A 17,322-nucleotide genomic window follows, 5' to 3' on the forward strand; every position below is an offset into this window, starting at 1 on the left:
TCATTTATCCTATTTGTTTCTTACAAACAAAACAACCCACATTCTATTGGCATAGGTGGGTTGTTATTTTTTGAGCTTGTCTATTAAAACGACGACGAACGTTAACAATGCAACGAGAAACAGTCCACCTTGCAATAACAACGCTATTTCACTCACTTATTATCACCCCCCTCCTACTTGGAGAAGTGATAATTGAACAACCAACCGTACCTTAAGTTACTATTTAATTTTACCATATTTTCTAATAGTTTACGATGAAAACCCGCAAGCGAATTACTTGCGAGTTTTTTTATCCCGTATTAACAGGCAGTAAACAATACGAAGTAAAGCATAGGTGAAACTGCCTGTTAATGCCCGATTGGTTCAACTAATAATCCTTTGGGACAATTCACCCAAAGGATTAAAGTTTCACTTTATTTCTCATTATTTTTTTAGTGTAAATGCATCAGCTATCATTTCGCCAACAATTTTCTTTTCTTGTTCCTTTTCTTCTTTCAATAAAGGAAATAACAGTTCCGCCACTTCATAGGCCTCTTCTAAATGAGGATATCCAGATAATACAAAAGTATCAATTCCTAACGCTTCATATTCTTTTATCCTTTCTGCTACTGTATACGGATCCCCAACAAGCGCAGTACCTGCACCACCTCTTACAAGCCCGATGCCAGCCCATAAGTTAGGACTTATCTCTAACGACTCCCGTGTACCTTCATTTAAATGAGTCATTCGTTTTTGACCAACTGAATCATATCTTGCAAATGTCTTTTGAGCAAGCTCAATTGTTTCGTTATCTACATATTGAATTAAACGTTCTGCCTCTTCCCATGCTTCTTCTTCTGTCTCTCTTACAATTACATGTAACCTGATGCCAAATCGCACCTTACGCCCCTTGTCTTCTGCCAGTTTTCTTACTTCATCTATTTTCTCTTTCACTTGCTCTGGCGGCTCTCCCCACGTTAAATATACATCACTATGTTCAGCAGCCACTTCTTTACCCGCAGCAGACGATCCGCCAAAATAAATTGGTGGATACGGTGTTTGAACCGTAGGAAATACAACTTTACTATCCGTAACTTTAATATGTTTTCCTTCTAAAGAGATCGTTTCCCCTTGCAGCGTCGATTTCCAAACTTTTAAAAACTCATCTGCTGCTTCATATCTTTCATCATGTTCAAGATACAATCCATCTCCTTGTAATTCAACTGGATCTCCTCCAGCGACTACATTAATAAGTAGTCTTCCGTCTGAGATTCTATCAAATGTCGATGCCATCCTCGCTGCAACTGTCGGTGACATTAGCCCTGGTCTAACTGCTACTAAAAACTTTAATTTCTCTGTCTCAGCTGCAAGTGCCGATGCTAATACCCATGGATCTTCACAACCTTGACCAGTTGGAAGTAACACACCTGTATACCCTAAATAATCTGCTGCTTGTGCAACCTGCTTATAGTAACCGTATTCAGCGGCCCTTCCTCTTTTTGTCGTCCCCAAATATCGACCATCTCCATACGCTGGAATAAACCATAATAATTCCATGTCTTTACACACCCCTTAGTTATATTAAAACGTATACTAAAACACTCTATATAAATTACCCCTAATAATTTATATGTTAATTTCCTATCTCTCCTTTAAAATTATCTCGCCATCTTAAAAACTTCACTTCTAGTAAACGTACGATTGAATCAGAAAACTTCCCAACGAATGCAAAGATAATAATACCGACAAATACGATATCTGTATTGGAAAATTGCCTTGCATCCATTATCATATAGCCAATACCTTCTGTAGATCCCATAAGTTCCGCTACTACTAAACTCACCCATGCAACTCCTAATGATAATCTTGCTCCTAGTAATAGGTTCGGTAATGCGGCAGGTAAAATTAATTTTGTAATTAATTTTCTTTTACTAAACTCTAATACTCTCGCAACATCAAATAACTTTGAATCTACACCTCGTATTCCTAGAAACGCGTTTACGTATAAAGGAAAAAAAGCACCATCTGCAATTAATAACACTTTCGATGTTTCCCCAAAACCGAACCATAATACGAAAAGCGGTGCAACAGCTAAGTGAGGCACAGTTCTTAACATTTGTACTGACGGATCTAAATATTGCTCACTTCTCGTTGAAAACCCAACAATTGTCCCTAAAATAATTCCTAAACTCCCGCCAATAAAGAACCCAGCCGCAGCCCTGAATACACTAATACTTAAATGACCGAATAACTCTCCTGTTTTTATAATTTCTTGACAAGCTAAAAATATATCTAGCGGCGTTGGTAAAACTGTTTTAGAAACTAGACCGAATACGCCGGCTAACTGCCAAATTATTAATACGATAATTGGTATAGTAATCGCTCTTACTAACACTTTTACTTTTGTCTTTCGCACTTTCTTTACATCGTTATTACCAATTGTTATACTCGTTGGTTTCATAACAGCTTTCGTATTATCCAATTTACAAAACCTCTCTTCATTTTGCCTTTAACGCTTTTTCTACGAAAGAATTATCTACCACTTTATCGGTCTTGATTTCTTTCTTTATAGAACCGAGCTTATATTGAAAATCCGCTGTTTTTTGCTGTTCTGCTATTATTTCTTTCGTTACTGGAACTAAAATGGGTTTGTCGTGATTAAACACTTCTTTTACAATCTCTGCATCTATTTTCTTTGCAGAAGTGTATATTTTTATTGCTTCATCCAAGTTTTCATCTTGCCATACACGTGCTTTTTCATATACTTTAAGGAATTTCTCAACTAATTCTGGATGCTCTTTCGCAAATTTTGTTCTCGTAATTAAAAACTCTGGAGAAGATACATTTAATAGTTCACCATCTGTAATCACCTTCGCTCCTTTATTTACCGTATGTAACGATATGAAAGGATCCCAAATTGCCCATGCATCTACTGATCCTGATTCAAATGCTGGCTGCGCTTCATCTGGTTGTAACTGAATGACATTTACATCTTTCGCATTGATACCTTCTTTATCTAGCGCTCGATACAATAAATTAAAAGCGCTACTTCCTTTTGCAACAGCAATTTTTTTACCTTTTAATTGTTTGAAACTCGTAATCTTGCTATCCTTTTGTACAAGAATCCCTGTTCCTTTTCTCGCATAACTTGTATTAGCGATTTCGGAAAATTCAATACCAGCTGCTTGAGCTGAAATAACTGGGGAGTTCCCAACTTCACCAAAGTCTAATCGATTTGATGCAATTGCTTCAAAATAAGGAGGCCCGCTTTGGAACTCTGTCCACTTCACTTTAACGCCTTCTTTTTTAAACTCTTCTTCAAACCAGCCTTTTTTCTGTGCGAGTAATAGTGGACTTAATCCTTGCTGAATACCAATTTGTACTGTTACATCTTCCTTCTTACTACTTGCTGTGCTTTTTTCACATCCAAATAAAAATAAAGAAATAGCTAAAGCAAAAGAAAGAACTTTGATTTTTTTATACATATACTCACTCTTTCCCTATATACTTGTTTGAATTAGTCCTCCGTGTTCAAACTGCTGTAATACTTTCCTTCGAATTTCTTGGAATGACTCCGAAGTTTTACTACGCGGATAAGGTAAATTATTTTCAATCACTTTATGTATTTTTCCAGGCTTTGCACTCATGATAACAATTCTGTTCGAAAGATATATTGCTTCGTCTATATCATGTGTAACGAATATCATTGTCGTCTTTTTTTGTTCCCAAATGTTGAGCAGTACTTCTTGCAAATGACTTCGGGTAAATGCATCCAATGCTCCAAATGGTTCATCAAGCAATAATACATTGGGATCTCTTAGCAACGCTCTTGCAATCGCAACACGTTGTGACATCCCGCCTGATATTTCTTTCGGATATGATTTTTCAAAACCGTCTAACCGAACAATTTCAACCCATTCCTTTACCTTATCCTTCACATACTTATCTTTTAATGACAAATCAGCTGCAATATTTTCTTCCACTGTTAGCCATGGAAACAATCGATGCTCTTGAAATATAAATCCTTGCTTCTTACTCGGTTTTGTTATACGCTCTCCGTCAATAATGATTTCTCCTTCAAAATCGCTGTCTAAACCTGCAATAATTTTTAATAGTGTACTTTTTCCGCAACCACTTGGACCAATTACTGTAACAAAATCCCCTTTCTCTAATTGAAAATTAATATTCTCTAATACTTGAACAGTACGAGTTTGTTTCGAAAAATATTTTGATACTCCATCAATTAATACAGTCACTTTTCCCCCTCCTTGAAATGATTCATCTAAATGAACAGATTCAGTATTTATGCAATAAAAAAACCAAAGGCATTTTATCAATAGATAAAATGCCTTTGGTTTCTCCAATCAGCAATACGTAATGGAATTAAGTACATATTATACAAATTTTTCCGATAAGTCAACTCGGTTTTATTAAAACATACGTATGATTTGTTTAAACATCTTGACTGTTGTTTATTTGAAAATTATTTTTTATGGTCCTTAATCCACTGTAACCAATAAGAAAACTCACATGCCAAATGCATTTGATGCGATTTAATAAGACTATTAGGACAAAGTGCTGGGAACTCTACAACTAGACTTACTTCTATACCAGTGTCTGTATCTTTGAATTGATGTCGAACTCCACCAATAGTAGTACCGTCTTTCATACGTGCAACACCTGTTGATTGGTATTGATAAGACTTATCTCTAGGTGTCTTCAATCCCGTTTCGTCACCAAAAACAATAAAAAATCGAACTGGAAACGGAGAATTACCAGTAGTTTCGATAACCTCTAATTCATTTTGCCCAAAGGGTCTTAATACATAGTGATCAGGACAAGCTGATAAATTCACTTGATCATTTTCACTCGATTGTTCAAGCATAAAACTATCAATTCCATTTATCGCTTCTTCTGCTGTAATCCCATCTAAATAGATACTTGTTTTTGAAAATTTTCGTCTATCGCCAGATAAAACAGTACAAATACGCATACCCATTTCACTTAATTTAAGTTTAGATTTTAACTTATCATACATTTCATTGGATGAATAATTTAACTTTAGTTCCGTTAGTTTTTTTATCATAACGTCTGTATCATTTAATTCCAGTTCTTTATGTCCTAATGTATTTAAAACTTTTTTAATACGTTCTCTTTTCCACTTTGTAAGTTGTTCATTCGAAATATTGTTTCCATCAATTATAATCTTCATATACATTCTCCTTCTCTTTGATCGTATCGTAGTGTATTTAATACTAAATTAACCATTTCTTGCTTCGTATCTAAATTCAAATTCGCGTCTGAATGGGCAATACTACTAAGACCGTATAAAATAAATCCTGAAGCTAATAATGAGTTAACAGTATTAAAAACCCCTGTTTTTACCCCTTCTTCAATCACTTGTCGAATTAATGGCTGCATTCGCGTAAATAATTTCTGTTCCAGTTGAAAATGTTGTTCCGTCTGAAACGAACTCACATTTTTATAAGGTGCTAATTTTTCGATAAATGTCCAAAATATATTTAGAGAATCTTTCATCTTTTGCATGACAGATCGTTCATTAGAAATAAGTATTTCTTCAATTAACTTCATATTTTTCACAATAAAATCATTTAATACTTCATCAACAAAATTCTCTTTAGACTTGAAGTAATAATAAAATAAGCCCGTTGCTACACCAGCATGATTCACAACATCTTTTATGCCAAATCCTTTCATACCATTTTTCATATATAGTTCAAATCCAATATCCATTAACTCTTGCCTTCTTATATCTGGTTCTTTTGATATTCTTTTCATACGTCATCTCCTAGTATGTTTTCTCTGCGACTGAATCTGATTCAACCATAAACGACTGAACTATATTCAGTCAATATTCGTTTCCACAAAAAAGAGTAATCCCAAGAAATATACATCTAACCTTAGACTTATCAAAAAAGTTAGATCATATAACTTAAGACTACTCAATTTCATTAAACACATATTTTCTTTTCAAATCAATTTCACTTTAGTTTAACCTCACCATTTCTGTCTCTACAATCATTTGAGGAAGCGTCTTTTGAATTATTTCCTCTAATACATAAAGAGCTTCATTCACATAGCCACCCTCAAAACCCTCTAAAGGCTCAGGTAACTCATCTTCATCTAAAATAAAATATTCTCCGCTTGGAAGTACCAAAATATCAATAATTAAGTCTTCAAATGAAACTAGTTCGTCTGTTATTTGCGTATTTTTTACAACATTAAAATAAGAGCCTAAATACATTCCATTTTGATCTCTCCATATGTATAAATTGTACGGACGATCTTCCCAGTAGTATGCAATGGTGTAACTTCCTTTTGGGATTGTTAAACTCGTACTATGTGTAGTCATTGTAAATGAATACTGAACCTCATGAAATAACACGATACTTTGCAACTGCTTTTCAAGTAATAAGCAAGTGTGATCTACTACGGTCGAGTCATACCTGATTTTTCTTTCTACAATTTTACTTTTAAGTGTTAGTAATTTATTCATTCTTTTTTTTCCCCTTATGCTATTTCTAATCTTAATTATATCCATTTATATAGCGATAAAGAAGTGTTTGGTCTCCAATTACACAATAAAAACTCCCTCTTATTTAGAAGGAGTTTTTCACTGTCCATGTTTCAATTTCTCTGTTACCACATCATAAAAGTTCCGTTCCTCATCAACATTTAAGTGAACACGACTTACTGTTTTAGAAAATCCATATAACAATTGTGCTTTCACTGGCTCTTTTAGCGTTATTTCAAATGTTGGAGGTTCCTTTATAAATTCCATCACCGTTGCGTCAAGAACTTCTTTCTCTTTTTTTAAAGGTTCGCCTTTATAAAACGCAATTTTATCTATTTGTGAAAATGGTAAAACAATTTTCTTTCCTAATCCAATTTGAATAATTATTTTTTCTTTCGCAACAATAATTGGATTTTTACGCATTGCTTGTATTTCAGCTAAAAAATAAAACATTGCATATACGTTTAAAATAAGTAACACCCATGCTACTACTGGATTCCATTGATGAAACAAATAATGAAAACCGATACTTTCTATTAAGGTCGCATGGATGATCATGATATATACACCTATTGCACCAGTCTTTTTGTGATATGAGTATACGGATTCACCTTCTGATACTTTTTCACGCCACGATAAAAATGCATAATAGATTAACTTACACTCCGTTACAATAATATCTATTAATTTATTTCTTTTCATAGTAGCGTCAAACGCAGCATCAATTGCATAAGAAAATGAAGAATACTCACTTTTATATTCTTTATATTTTTTTATTATGGTAGGAAGCTTTCTAACAATTTTATATAGAAGGAATAACTCTAAACATACAAAAGCAATTTCTCCTGCTACTATAATATAAGAAACGTATGAAAAAGCTTGTAAATAATCCCTTGGAATAATAAATCTTGCAAATATATAACCAGCTATTACAACAGGAAATATATACGTTAACGAGTATCTTTTTCGAATAATAAAGAAATACGTAATGACCGGAATTACAAACATGCAATCTAATAATGATCCAAGAACAACTTCTTTCGGAGTAGTTGGTACAATCGGAAGAGCATATAATAAATAGTTTGATAACAAGATTAAAGATACGAGTCCAATCCAGATACCTTTTCGCCTTAGCGAAAGTGTGACATTCATACGTCCACTCCTCTATTTAAAAACCTCGTTTAAATGGTCTTTATAAAATGAAATAGCACGTTCAAATTCTTTAACTTCTTCTACTTTTACGACTGTTTCAAGTAGTAATTTCATCGCGGATTCATGATCGTTTACATTATATTTTGCTAATGACAAAAATACTTTCATCACATCGTTATCTGGAAACTGCTGTAAACCTGTTTCTAAAACAGTAATTGCTTTGTCATACTCCCCTATACAACGATATGTACTACCAAGGCCGATATATGCGCCGCAAAGTGACTCACCTTCAAGACCGTTTGCAATTGCCTGTTCATAGTATGGCATAGCTTCTGTTTCAAGACCCATTACATCATGTATCCAGGCACATTGATAAAGTACTTCTGCATCTCTCGTAAAGTTTGTTAATCCAATGAGTATCTCTTTAGACTGCGCATATTTCTTTTCTTTCCGGAGTTTAATAGCTTGCTTTAATAAATGTTCCATAGAATTCACTCCTCACCAATTATTCTATGTATCCATTTTGAATGTTTAACGTTTGTGTAAAAGTAAAATTCCCATAAATTAAAGTTTCGCTTACCTATATATACTATGCGGATTTACTCTTATCCAAATACTTAAAATTAAAAAGCAGTAATGTGATTACATAGTACTTCTAACCTTTTGACAATTTCTTTCGCTGTTTCATCTTTCCCATTACATAGCTTCCCTTTCCCGTCTTGTCCAATTACGTAGTGTACTGCTCCGCGCGAATATAAAGAATGTGGTGAATTCGCAATTATTATACTCGCCTTTGCTTCTTCCATTCTATTTTTTGCTCTTTCAAACAGTTCTTCTTCATTTACATCACTTTCAAGCTTAAAGCCTACGAGCACTGTTTCTGGATCCCACTTTTTTATTTGTTTTAATACTTTCGGCGCCTTTTGAAAATGAATAATTGGCGCTATATCACTTGAAATTTTTCCATTCATATCAAGAACATTCCCATCTTGATCACAAATCTTGTCCACAATCCAATCTGATCCAGCCGCTGCCATAATGACTGCATCAACCTTTTCATGCGTAATGATACTTTTCATTTTATCTTGTAAATCAACAATTCCTTCAAATGGGTGTAATTCTAATTGATTATTTATATCGTTTGGTTTCTCGGCAAAATAACCGTGTAAATATATAACATGCGCTCCTTTACTTATAAGCTCTTCAGCAATTATTCTTCCAATTGTTCCTTTTGCCATATTCGTATGACCACGCACTTGGTCCCATTTTTCTAAACAACCACCACTTGTAATTAATACCTTTTTCCCCTTCATTGTAACCATCCCTTACTGATTTTTCTTACGAAACCATTCTGTCCCAAAGTCAACGATATCTCGTTGTTTCATAAGACGACACTTTGCGTTTCCTATTTTCCCCATTGTTACAGTACCTTTTTGCTCAAACGCCACTCCGATTTCTACAAACTTATCAGAATCGTAATCCATATCCACAAACTCTTTCCATACTCTTTCACTATTTTCTATAATAGGTGCCCCCACTTTAATTAACTCACATGCACCAGAACGTACTTCAGATAAATGTACAGACGTGTTGGAATCATAGCCAACACCAATTAATAATATGTACCCGTCTAAATCATATATTTTTCTTAGTGGAGATTCCTCTCCTAAACTCATCGATAGTGACTGATTTATCGTTATTTCTTCTGCGTGTTTTCCCCATGCAGCAAAACTCCCTAATGGATGATTGCTACGAACTACATTCGGATATGTACGAAAACATTCAACTATTTCCCCCATGCCTCTTGTTGGTGTTATTCGTGGGTCATACGCTGGGACATTATCACGGATAATCTGCCACCAGTCTTCAGGTACAGGCGGTCTTGACCAATGTTTCGGATCGGATAAATCTGAAGATTGCGTTGGCATAATGATTGTTCCTTCTTTTGTAACAACTTTCATTAATGCTTCAACTACCGCAACCGCTCCACCAGATATCCAGCCGATAGAACTTAGCGAAGAATGCACAATAACCGTCATCCCTTTTTCTAACCCTAATTTTCTTAAATCATTTGTAATTGTTTTGATTGTATTTGGCAATTGTGTACTTGCCACTATGTCATTCATTTTCACGATTGTTCCCCCATTTTATTTTAAACTACTACATACATATATTATCATATTTTTCTTAATTTTTAACTTAATCATTTTTATCTACGTAAAAAATGGTAATATATTGATTTTATATAACAAAAGAAGAAACATAAAGGCGTTACATCCAAACAATAATAACACTATATAGAAACAAAGAGCTCATCAAAAATGATAAGCTCTTTGTTTCATTTACCCTTCAATTGTAACCCCTGTAAACATCGATAAGTTTCCTGTTATTTTCTCACCTACACGTAAAAATAACCCTGCGGCTCTTCCGCTTATGCAGTGTGACCCAATTAATAGTTTACCGGTATATGGACCATCCCATGTGTCAATTGTATAGTCAGGCATTTCTATATATTGCTGATATATTTTCCGTTGTTCAAAGTAATACTCTGTTTTATCTTCAGCTAATAGTTCATCATTTTTGTATATAGATACCCCTCCGCCTTCACGGCCGTATAAAGGTTTAGAAACATATGATTCATTTTTTTCTATAAATGGTTTATTTGTAAAATATGTTGGTAGGAAGTATTTCTGAATGATTCCTCGATCTTCTTCCTCAAAGAAAACTTCTTCTTCGTAAAGTTGCCAAATTAATGCGAGTATACTTTTATTTTGCATAAGAAAAGCAGCCGGTGGATTAATGATTTTCACTCTTCCTTGCGCTATATGATCTAAAAACTGGAGTCCAATTCTTTTCCCGTTTTTATCAGTATCTGAAACTAAATATTCAATTGGATATAGTCTATATAAATAATGGATTCGTTCACCATTTGGCGTATATATACCATCATCTGCAACGACGATATCTTGTATTCCTATATAATCTGTTGATTGATCTAAACAATAGTTTCTTAAAAACTGTACTGTTTGATGGTCTTCCTCGTGCCAATCATAACTAGTAAAATATATTGTTTCTCTAGGATTTATACTATAGTCATGTTTAATTTGTTGCCATGCCTGCACTATATGCTCTTCTATATGGTTTGGATGACTTACATCATGATAACGACACAACACTTCATTAGCGACAGACGGTTCTAAATAACCTGTTGGTGTATCACAATTTACTTCTATTAACTTTATATCTTCACCGTTTACGATAAAGTCAAATCTTGTAAAATATGAAAACAAACCAGTATGTTTCATTCTCGCAATTTCCCACGTTTCAGCTGGGAATCCTAGTTTTTGAAAATCTTCTGTCGTATTTACAATATATTGATACGTTCTATATAACACGTACATGATTTCTTCTGTCGCTTTTGAAATAGCAGTATATGTGTTTACTGCCATACGATACATACCTGTTGCCATATATTGGTTCCATTCATCATTCTCTAATAGACTCGGCCAAGTAAATCCATTCCGACCAGCCTCTTCTGCAAGAGAAAACCATACTTTCATATACTCTTTCTGTTCTTGTTCTGTATACATGGTTCTATTATCCTTTCATATTATGATCCAGCTGGCGCTTTTGCGTTCCCAATTCCACTGGAACCAGAATTCACTTTTGGTGTTTGTGTCGTAGATGATTTCGGCGTATTTGTATCTGGCGTCACTTTATTTGTTGGATTTGACTGTTGTTTATTTAAATCCACTTTATTGGAAGAGTTGTTGTTACTGTTAGTTCCACCGTAATACCCTCCACCACCGCTGCCACCAGTTCTACGTTCGTCTTTTTCACGATATGGAATAACATTATTTGCATACGGTTTCTTCATTACATTTGGTTTTGCTGTAAAATTCATATTTGAAGTTCTGCTTGCTAATAAATATCCTGCTACGAATGGAAGTATCGGTAAATGTGAGTTTTCATGATACGATGAAAATGACGGATTAAATTCCTTACATAACTCATCATTTTCTACATTTTCATTAGTAGGAGTTTTATCATCACAATTTAAATTTTCTTGTTCATTCCCTTGCTTTGCACCATCTGTTTTAACAGCAGTACTTTCTTTCTGTGCAGTTTCTTCTTCATAATCACCACAGCCAGTTAATAAAAAAGATGACACCCCTATTGAAGTAGCAATTTTTATAAATTTACTTTTATCCATTCTCATGTGTTATACACCTAATTTCTTTTATCTATATTTTTCCAGATAACTTTATTATATAATGTAAATATTAATGTTTTCAAACTAAACATTTTATGCACATTTGCATCTTTTGCTTTTTATTCCCTAAATAAAAACGAACTATTATTATATTATACATACTATAATAAACGTCTCAATAAAATCTCTAATGGTCCATTGAGATTATTTTTTTCCATTATTGTAGCTAATATGACAGAAGATATCCAAATACTTATAGCTATCAATGCAGCGAGAGTGATACTTACATACCCTCCTAAATCAAATGCTACAGGTGATAAAAGTATAACAAGCAGTGCCTCATTCAAAACAAAAAATGTTAATGAACGCTTTCCTAAAGCGATCAATGCAAGGCTAAAGTACCCTAGATTTTTTAATTTACTCCCTATTATTCCGAAACCTGTTGCATATGCTAATCCTCCAACAATTCCAGTTACAATATGGATTCCATTTATCATTCCAGCTGCAAATACACTTGGATACCATATAGTCCCTACAAAAGATAGTGGCAAAGCACCTACTAAGGAAATTGATAATCCTATAATTGTTATAAAATATAATTTTTTCAAATGTTGCTCTGGTTTTATTAGTAACCGATATTTAGCAATCCACAAACCAAGAATTACAGAAGGAATTATCGGGAACATAACATGGATGAGAACAGGTATAACAGGAAAGAAAAGTAATCGTAACATGGTAGTACTAAGATACGTGTCTTTTGCTGAAACATCTGGTGAAAAACCGTAATCGCCTATTGCTTGCATATTAAATCCCCATATTATTGGAATAAAAATGATATACAATATAGTGATAATCGTAAATGTTCGAATTAATGTTTTCATTTTACACTTTAATAGTGGACTAACAAGAATCCCCGCTACACCATAGGCCATAAGAATATCTTGCCCACCAATTAAGACCGCTAACACAATCCCGAACAGTATTAAATACAAAGAGCGTCTTCTTACTATTTTTACAGCCTGATTTTCATCTATCCCTTTTGATATTTGCCCTTCAAGCGCTAGAACCAAACCGTAGCCTAATAATACGGCAAACATTGCCCGTGCACGGTTATCAATTATGAATATACCAAAAAGGTTTACAATTTGATCAAAGAAATTACCGCTTTCCACCATATGCATAATTCCAGGATCTGCAGCATATAAGTAAAGCGGTGCATGAGCAAGTACGATTAATAGTAACATTGTACCCCTTGCTAAATCTAATGAGACTGCACGCTTCTTCTCAATTGTTCCATTACTTATAGATTTACTCATATTTTGCTTCCTTCCTTAGCATCAACTAAACATTTCGACCTTTCTTACATTTTTGCCAAAAACGAATAACTAGCTACTATTAAAATTAGAACAGATAAAGTGAAACTTGAATCAGTGGAGGTTTTGTGCATCCTCCACTGATTATAAGCCCGTACCAATCGGGCATTTATGGGCTGCAAGGCTTCCAACTAACTAACTTCCTTACTCCAGCCGAATTTTAATGTGGGAGCTTTACTACCCACCAATAGCGAGATAAATAAAAAACGAACTATTTCTTCAAATCGTCTTCCGGATATTATATTCTAAGATTATTTCATTATGTTTTATTTTTAAAATACAAATGAAATCTTTCTATCCCCGGGTATTTTTCTCCTAAACTTTTAACCTTAAAACCAATTTTCTTATAAAATTCTACTGCCTCTTTATCTGTCTCTGCTTCTACATAAGTCAATTGATGTATTCTTACTACTTCCCTTATCATTTGCAACGCAATTCCTTTTTTACGATATTGTGGAGCGACTGCTATGTGGCAAATTTCCGCTTTATTTGCGCCGAATATTTCAATACCTATACAAGCCTTTTCTTCATATTTATACAATGTGCCTGTATTCCTTTCATAAAATACAACTGCTTTCTTTAAGCTAGTTTCACTTGGCCCAACTGCATACTGTAGTACATTTAAAATGGGATCTTTCTCAATTTGTTCAACGTGTCGCAAATTCATATCTTCATTCCTTTCTATGAAAAAAGATTAGCTCTTTATATAAAGAGCTAATCTCATTACGCAGTTATTTTTTCTTCTTTCTTCACAACGACCGCTACATAACTATGTAGTATCATTCCAACAATAACGAGGCTCATGCCGATCCAAGATAAAGATGACGGAATTGGCGCAGATAGCAAGATAAGTTCTCCTACTAGCGCAAATAAAACTTCACCAGACTGAGTTGCTTCTACTGTTGCTAGTTTTTGTGGATCATCTTTTACAAGATCTGTCGCAAAGAAGAATAGTACGGTCGCGATTAAACCTGAACTAACAGCTACAATAAAACATTGAAAAACTTGGCTACTTGACGGTAGTCCGCCTGTTGATACTTCATAACCAGATAGTAAAAACCAAAATGGTAAGCTTGCTAATGTCATACCGAGAACTCGCTGAAATACATCTAATTCCCCTTTACAAACTTGCATCATTTTTCGATTTCCAAGAGGATACGCAAACGCTGCAATAAGTACAGGAACGACACATAAAACGGTTTCACGAATACCTAATGAAGAAGCATGTTCTACTTGCATAAGTACAACACCGCATAAAATAATACCCGACATAACTAATTCCTTCATTGGAAGTTTTTTATGTAATGGATCTACTGCAAAAAATGGTGTTAACAAAATCCCTGCGACGATCGTAATTTGCCATGTTGAGGCAACAAGCCAACCAGGTCCAAAAGCTCCGGCAAAACTAAGTGGTGCATAGAAGAGACCAAATCCAACGATACTCCACACTAACCATTCTTTCGGATTATTTTTCATATATTGAAAGAGTTGCTTTAAGTTCCCTCTATACATGACAATAAGTAAAAGCATTGGAACCATAAAGTAATACCGTAATGATGCACTCCAAATCCAGCTTCCACCTTCTAAGTCCATCGCCCGGTTTAAAACGAAGGTAAAGGCAAAGAAAAATGATGCCAATATTCCTATGACAATTGCTTTCATTATAAAACCCCTTGTTTAGTTTCTTCTTATACTATACAACAAATTAAATATAATTAAAATTCGAAATGTTTATCTCGCATGTATTCTAGCTCTAAATCGTTTTCTTAACTGACTAATATGAGCCTGATGGTACCGATTATGATCAGCTATATGCCATATCCCCCACCTTATAGTCGCATTTTCTCCCTTTTCGTAAAAAACTTCTCGTGTTAAATCCTTTTCTGTTAGTTTCATACATTCCTCATATAACATATGTTGCACATCTTCATAATCTTGCATTACTTGTTGCAACGTCTGTTTTCTTAAACTTGGCAGTTCTCCTACTTCATTTAACATAGGTCCATATATATTATTCAGTGTCTGTGGAACTTCCACTCCTTTTAAACGATACACCCAGTGTAAATCAACCACCGCTAAATGCTGAAGTAGCTGTCCTATACTATTTTCATTATTTTCTGACCCTTTAAAGGACAGTTCTTTCTCATCAGTACCTTCTACTAACTTTTGCAATCGTTTAAATGTATCAGTAACCATCGCATATAGAATCGCTACTTGCCGGTTCATATTTTTTTCTAAACGGAGATCTTTCATACTAAACTCCCTCTCTTAAAAGAACAACACCATATGTTCATCATCACTATACACACCATTCATCTTTATAGCCCTCTTTTCAATCCCATACGTTTTAAAGCCCATTGATTCATACAACTTCTTTGCTGGCACGTTTGTGGACACAACACCTAAAGTCAATTGTTCCAAGTCCATTTCTCTTGCTCTTTCAATTGCCTTGCGTATTAACTCACGTGCAAGGCCACTTCTTCGATTGCTTGCATCTACATACATCGCAACGATATAACCTTTATGTTTATACGCCTCTTTTTCCTCTGTTATTAAAGTGACAACGCCAACTAATTTCTGACCCTCATTAAAAGCACCGAATGTATAACTAGTAGTAGCTGTTAAATTACTTTCCACTCGCTTAATAGGATTTTCCTGACGAATCGCCTCTTCATAAGTTGTTACAAATGCCTCTGGGTTTACTTGTAATGCTTGTAAACGTAAATCCCAATATTTTTTCGCATCTTCTTTCGCAAGTAATCGAATCATATTACTCCAGCCCCTTTAAGTTAACATAATAATTTTATAATAAACCATTTAAAGATTTGTATTCTTCTCTTAACATACTATAACGATAACGATGAATGAACTTCCCTTGACGTAATCGATCATTTCTCATTAGTCCTTCACAAACAAAACCTGCCTTTTCATAACTCTTTCTAGCTTGAAAATTATCTTCATCTACACGTAGCCAAACTTTTTCTAATTTAAATGCAAAGAATGCTTGATATAACATACTATATAGGGCTGCTATTCCATACCCTTTACCCCAGTATTCTTTATTACCAATCGCGATTCCCAGTTCTGCATTTTTATTTGTTTTATCAAAGTTTTTAAGATCTACCCATCCAATATGTATGCCGTTCTCTGCAGTGATGGCTCTTTGTTCATAACCATTTTTTCGATTTATACATGCTTCAATCCATTTTTTCGTATCTTCACGAGTGAACGGTGGATATTGATCTGGTACAACTAAATACTTTGTTACTTTTGTATCTAATGACCATTGATATCGATCTTCTACATCATCTAGTGTCAGTTCTCTTAATTGAACGAATGGAACATTCATTGCGCTATCCCCTTTTTTATTTTCCTATAGAAAACCCTTCGAACATTCTTCCTCCATACTGTTCTAGCGTTTTTTCTACAAAAGTAATTAATTTTCTTTTTTCTCCCGTTGTATAAAAATGATCGAACGCCGCTACAAATTGGTCTGCGTATTGTTCATCATATCTTCTAAGTACCCTTATAAACCATTTTGAGTTTCCAAGCCATTTACCATTTACTCTTAATACATATTCATGTAATAAATCAGCTAATAAATTCGCGATAAACAATTCTTCTTCTCTTTTTGATGCACCAATAAAATCATCCAAATTATCCGTAATAAAATACCGCTTTTGTTTCATCATTTCTTCAGTCCATTTAGCTGGTCCTTTATTTAGTAAATCATTTGCTTCTCTTTTTAATTTCTCAATCATTTCATTGTCACCTTTTAATACAATCCCCTCTGAAACTAATTGTGGCAATGAAGGTCTCCCGCGATCACAATCCATTTTAAAAAAGGTTTTATACGTTTCAAAATTATGTACAAACACTTCAACAGGCCATCCATTACTATAGAAAGATTCTCGATAACAAGACGTTAAACTATGATCAACTATTACAATGTCCAGATCAGATGTTTTTGTCGCTTCTCCTCTTGCAACGCTTCCTCCAAGTAAAGCTACATCACAATTCGGAAATTGTGATGTAATTATGCTTTTTGCCGCTTCCATTGCTTTCATAAC

General features: G+C 34.3%; 21 protein-coding genes. All 21 read right to left on the reverse strand.

The window, feature by feature from the left end; genetic code table 11:
* Positions 1–63: 63 nt before the first annotated feature.
* Positions 64–156 (reverse strand): putative holin-like toxin, encoded by a 93-nt coding sequence (locus V7S50_RS15775; protein ID WP_001289320.1) that lies wholly within the window; start codon positions 154–156, stop codon positions 64–66.
* A 267-nt stretch (positions 157–423) separates the two neighbouring features.
* Complete coding sequence (ssuD, locus tag V7S50_RS15780) at positions 424–1,536, reverse strand: FMNH2-dependent alkanesulfonate monooxygenase (RefSeq protein ID WP_242252902.1); 1,113 nt, start codon at positions 1,534–1,536, stop codon at positions 424–426.
* A 76-nt stretch (positions 1,537–1,612) separates the two neighbouring features.
* Positions 1,613–2,461 carry an ABC transporter permease gene (locus V7S50_RS15785; protein WP_242252901.1) on the reverse strand — a complete coding sequence of 283 codons (849 nt, stop codon included), beginning with the start codon at positions 2,459–2,461 and terminating at the stop codon, positions 1,613–1,615.
* Between the two features lie 16 nt (positions 2,462–2,477).
* A complete protein-coding gene (locus tag V7S50_RS15790) occupies positions 2,478–3,464 on the reverse strand; it encodes an aliphatic sulfonate ABC transporter substrate-binding protein (protein ID WP_242252900.1) in 987 nt (328 codons plus the stop codon).
* A gap of 15 nt (positions 3,465–3,479) precedes the next feature.
* Positions 3,480–4,235 (reverse strand): ABC transporter ATP-binding protein, encoded by a 756-nt coding sequence (locus V7S50_RS15795; protein ID WP_242252899.1) that lies wholly within the window; start codon positions 4,233–4,235, stop codon positions 3,480–3,482.
* Between the two features lie 227 nt (positions 4,236–4,462).
* Positions 4,463–5,191 carry a hypothetical protein gene (locus V7S50_RS15800; protein WP_242252897.1) on the reverse strand — a complete coding sequence of 243 codons (729 nt, stop codon included), beginning with the start codon at positions 5,189–5,191 and terminating at the stop codon, positions 4,463–4,465.
* Positions 5,188–5,778, reverse strand: coding sequence for a TetR/AcrR family transcriptional regulator (locus tag V7S50_RS15805; protein ID WP_063221543.1), 591 nt, complete (start codon positions 5,776–5,778; stop codon positions 5,188–5,190). The genes V7S50_RS15800 and V7S50_RS15805 overlap by 4 nt, the downstream gene beginning before the upstream one ends.
* A gap of 208 nt (positions 5,779–5,986) precedes the next feature.
* Positions 5,987–6,496, reverse strand: coding sequence for a DUF402 domain-containing protein (locus V7S50_RS15810; protein WP_242252896.1), 510 nt, complete (start codon positions 6,494–6,496; stop codon positions 5,987–5,989).
* A 117-nt stretch (positions 6,497–6,613) separates the two neighbouring features.
* Positions 6,614–7,666: a hypothetical protein gene (locus V7S50_RS15815; protein ID WP_242252895.1), complete on the reverse strand. Its 1,053-nt coding sequence runs from the start codon at positions 7,664–7,666 to the stop codon at positions 6,614–6,616.
* A 12-nt stretch (positions 7,667–7,678) separates the two neighbouring features.
* Positions 7,679–8,152, reverse strand: a complete 474-nt coding sequence (locus tag V7S50_RS15820; RefSeq protein ID WP_000400626.1) for a tetratricopeptide repeat protein — start codon at positions 8,150–8,152, stop codon at positions 7,679–7,681.
* Positions 8,153–8,289: 137 nt separating this feature from the next.
* Positions 8,290–8,979: a phosphopantothenoylcysteine decarboxylase domain-containing protein gene (locus V7S50_RS15825; protein ID WP_242252894.1), complete on the reverse strand. Its 690-nt coding sequence runs from the start codon at positions 8,977–8,979 to the stop codon at positions 8,290–8,292.
* A gap of 12 nt (positions 8,980–8,991) precedes the next feature.
* Positions 8,992–9,792: a BA2930 family N-acetyltransferase gene (gene aacC / locus V7S50_RS15830; protein ID WP_142332774.1), complete on the reverse strand. Its 801-nt coding sequence runs from the start codon at positions 9,790–9,792 to the stop codon at positions 8,992–8,994.
* Positions 9,793–10,008: 216 nt separating this feature from the next.
* On the reverse strand, positions 10,009–11,256 hold the full coding sequence (locus V7S50_RS15835; protein WP_242252893.1) for a glutathionylspermidine synthase family protein: 1,248 nt from the start codon (positions 11,254–11,256) through the stop codon (positions 10,009–10,011).
* A gap of 20 nt (positions 11,257–11,276) precedes the next feature.
* Entirely contained in the window at positions 11,277–11,885 is a 609-nt protein-coding gene (locus tag V7S50_RS15840) for a hypothetical protein (protein WP_242252892.1), read from the reverse strand.
* A gap of 155 nt (positions 11,886–12,040) precedes the next feature.
* Positions 12,041–13,195 carry a DUF418 domain-containing protein gene (locus tag V7S50_RS15845; RefSeq protein WP_242252891.1) on the reverse strand — a complete coding sequence of 385 codons (1,155 nt, stop codon included), beginning with the start codon at positions 13,193–13,195 and terminating at the stop codon, positions 12,041–12,043.
* Between the two features lie 316 nt (positions 13,196–13,511).
* The gene (locus V7S50_RS15850) at positions 13,512–13,919 is read right to left on the reverse strand and encodes a GNAT family N-acetyltransferase (RefSeq protein WP_242252890.1); all 408 of its coding nucleotides are present in this window, start codon (positions 13,917–13,919) and stop codon (positions 13,512–13,514) included.
* Between the two features lie 56 nt (positions 13,920–13,975).
* Entirely contained in the window at positions 13,976–14,914 is a 939-nt protein-coding gene (locus tag V7S50_RS15855; protein ID WP_242252889.1) for a DMT family transporter, read from the reverse strand.
* Positions 14,915–14,983: 69 nt separating this feature from the next.
* Entirely contained in the window at positions 14,984–15,505 is a 522-nt protein-coding gene (locus tag V7S50_RS15860) for a DinB family protein (RefSeq protein ID WP_242252888.1), read from the reverse strand.
* A 15-nt stretch (positions 15,506–15,520) separates the two neighbouring features.
* A complete protein-coding gene (locus V7S50_RS15865; RefSeq protein ID WP_336376451.1) occupies positions 15,521–16,021 on the reverse strand; it encodes a GNAT family N-acetyltransferase in 501 nt (166 codons plus the stop codon).
* 34 nt (positions 16,022–16,055) lie between these two features.
* Positions 16,056–16,601 carry a GNAT family N-acetyltransferase gene (locus V7S50_RS15870; protein ID WP_242252884.1) on the reverse strand — a complete coding sequence of 182 codons (546 nt, stop codon included), beginning with the start codon at positions 16,599–16,601 and terminating at the stop codon, positions 16,056–16,058.
* Between the two features lie 16 nt (positions 16,602–16,617).
* Complete coding sequence (locus tag V7S50_RS15875; RefSeq protein WP_242252882.1) at positions 16,618–17,319, reverse strand: nucleotidyltransferase domain-containing protein; 702 nt, start codon at positions 17,317–17,319, stop codon at positions 16,618–16,620.
* Between the last annotated feature and the right edge of the window lie 3 nt (positions 17,320–17,322).

It is taken from the genome of Bacillus sp. CCNWLW194 (assembly GCF_037120585.1).
In the GTDB taxonomy this organism is placed as follows: domain Bacteria; phylum Bacillota; class Bacilli; order Bacillales; family Bacillaceae_G; genus Bacillus_A; species Bacillus_A basilensis.

Coding starts and splice junctions, on each gene's coding strand:
- V7S50_RS15820 (WP_000400626.1), bottom strand. CDS start 8,152: ATGGAACATTTATTAAAGCAAGCTATTAAACTCCGGAAAGAAAAGAAA.
- aacC (WP_142332774.1), bottom strand. CDS start 9,792: ATGAATGACATAGTGGCAAGTACACAATTGCCAAATACAATCAAAACA.
- V7S50_RS15825 (WP_242252894.1), bottom strand. CDS start 8,979: ATGAAGGGGAAAAAGGTATTAATTACAAGTGGTGGTTGTTTAGAAAAA.
- V7S50_RS15840 (WP_242252892.1), bottom strand. CDS start 11,885: ATGAGAATGGATAAAAGTAAATTTATAAAAATTGCTACTTCAATAGGG.
- V7S50_RS15850 (WP_242252890.1), bottom strand. CDS start 13,919: ATGAATTTGCGACACGTTGAACAAATTGAGAAAGATCCCATTTTAAAT.
- V7S50_RS15875 (WP_242252882.1), bottom strand. CDS start 17,319: ATGAAAGCAATGGAAGCGGCAAAAAGCATAATTACATCACAATTTCCG.
- V7S50_RS15835 (WP_242252893.1), bottom strand. CDS start 11,256: ATGTATACAGAACAAGAACAGAAAGAGTATATGAAAGTATGGTTTTCT.
- V7S50_RS15845 (WP_242252891.1), bottom strand. CDS start 13,195: ATGAGTAAATCTATAAGTAATGGAACAATTGAGAAGAAGCGTGCAGTC.
- V7S50_RS15855 (WP_242252889.1), bottom strand. CDS start 14,914: ATGAAAGCAATTGTCATAGGAATATTGGCATCATTTTTCTTTGCCTTT.
- V7S50_RS15815 (WP_242252895.1), bottom strand. CDS start 7,666: ATGAATGTCACACTTTCGCTAAGGCGAAAAGGTATCTGGATTGGACTC.
- V7S50_RS15870 (WP_242252884.1), bottom strand. CDS start 16,601: ATGAATGTTCCATTCGTTCAATTAAGAGAACTGACACTAGATGATGTA.
- V7S50_RS15860 (WP_242252888.1), bottom strand. CDS start 15,505: ATGAAAGATCTCCGTTTAGAAAAAAATATGAACCGGCAAGTAGCGATT.
- V7S50_RS15790 (WP_242252900.1), bottom strand. CDS start 3,464: ATGTATAAAAAAATCAAAGTTCTTTCTTTTGCTTTAGCTATTTCTTTA.
- V7S50_RS15800 (WP_242252897.1), bottom strand. CDS start 5,191: ATGAAGATTATAATTGATGGAAACAATATTTCGAATGAACAACTTACA.
- V7S50_RS15810 (WP_242252896.1), bottom strand. CDS start 6,496: ATGAATAAATTACTAACACTTAAAAGTAAAATTGTAGAAAGAAAAATC.
- V7S50_RS15805 (WP_063221543.1), bottom strand. CDS start 5,778: ATGAAAAGAATATCAAAAGAACCAGATATAAGAAGGCAAGAGTTAATG.
- ssuD (WP_242252902.1), bottom strand. CDS start 1,536: ATGGAATTATTATGGTTTATTCCAGCGTATGGAGATGGTCGATATTTG.
- V7S50_RS15865 (WP_336376451.1), bottom strand. CDS start 16,021: ATGATTCGATTACTTGCGAAAGAAGATGCGAAAAAATATTGGGATTTA.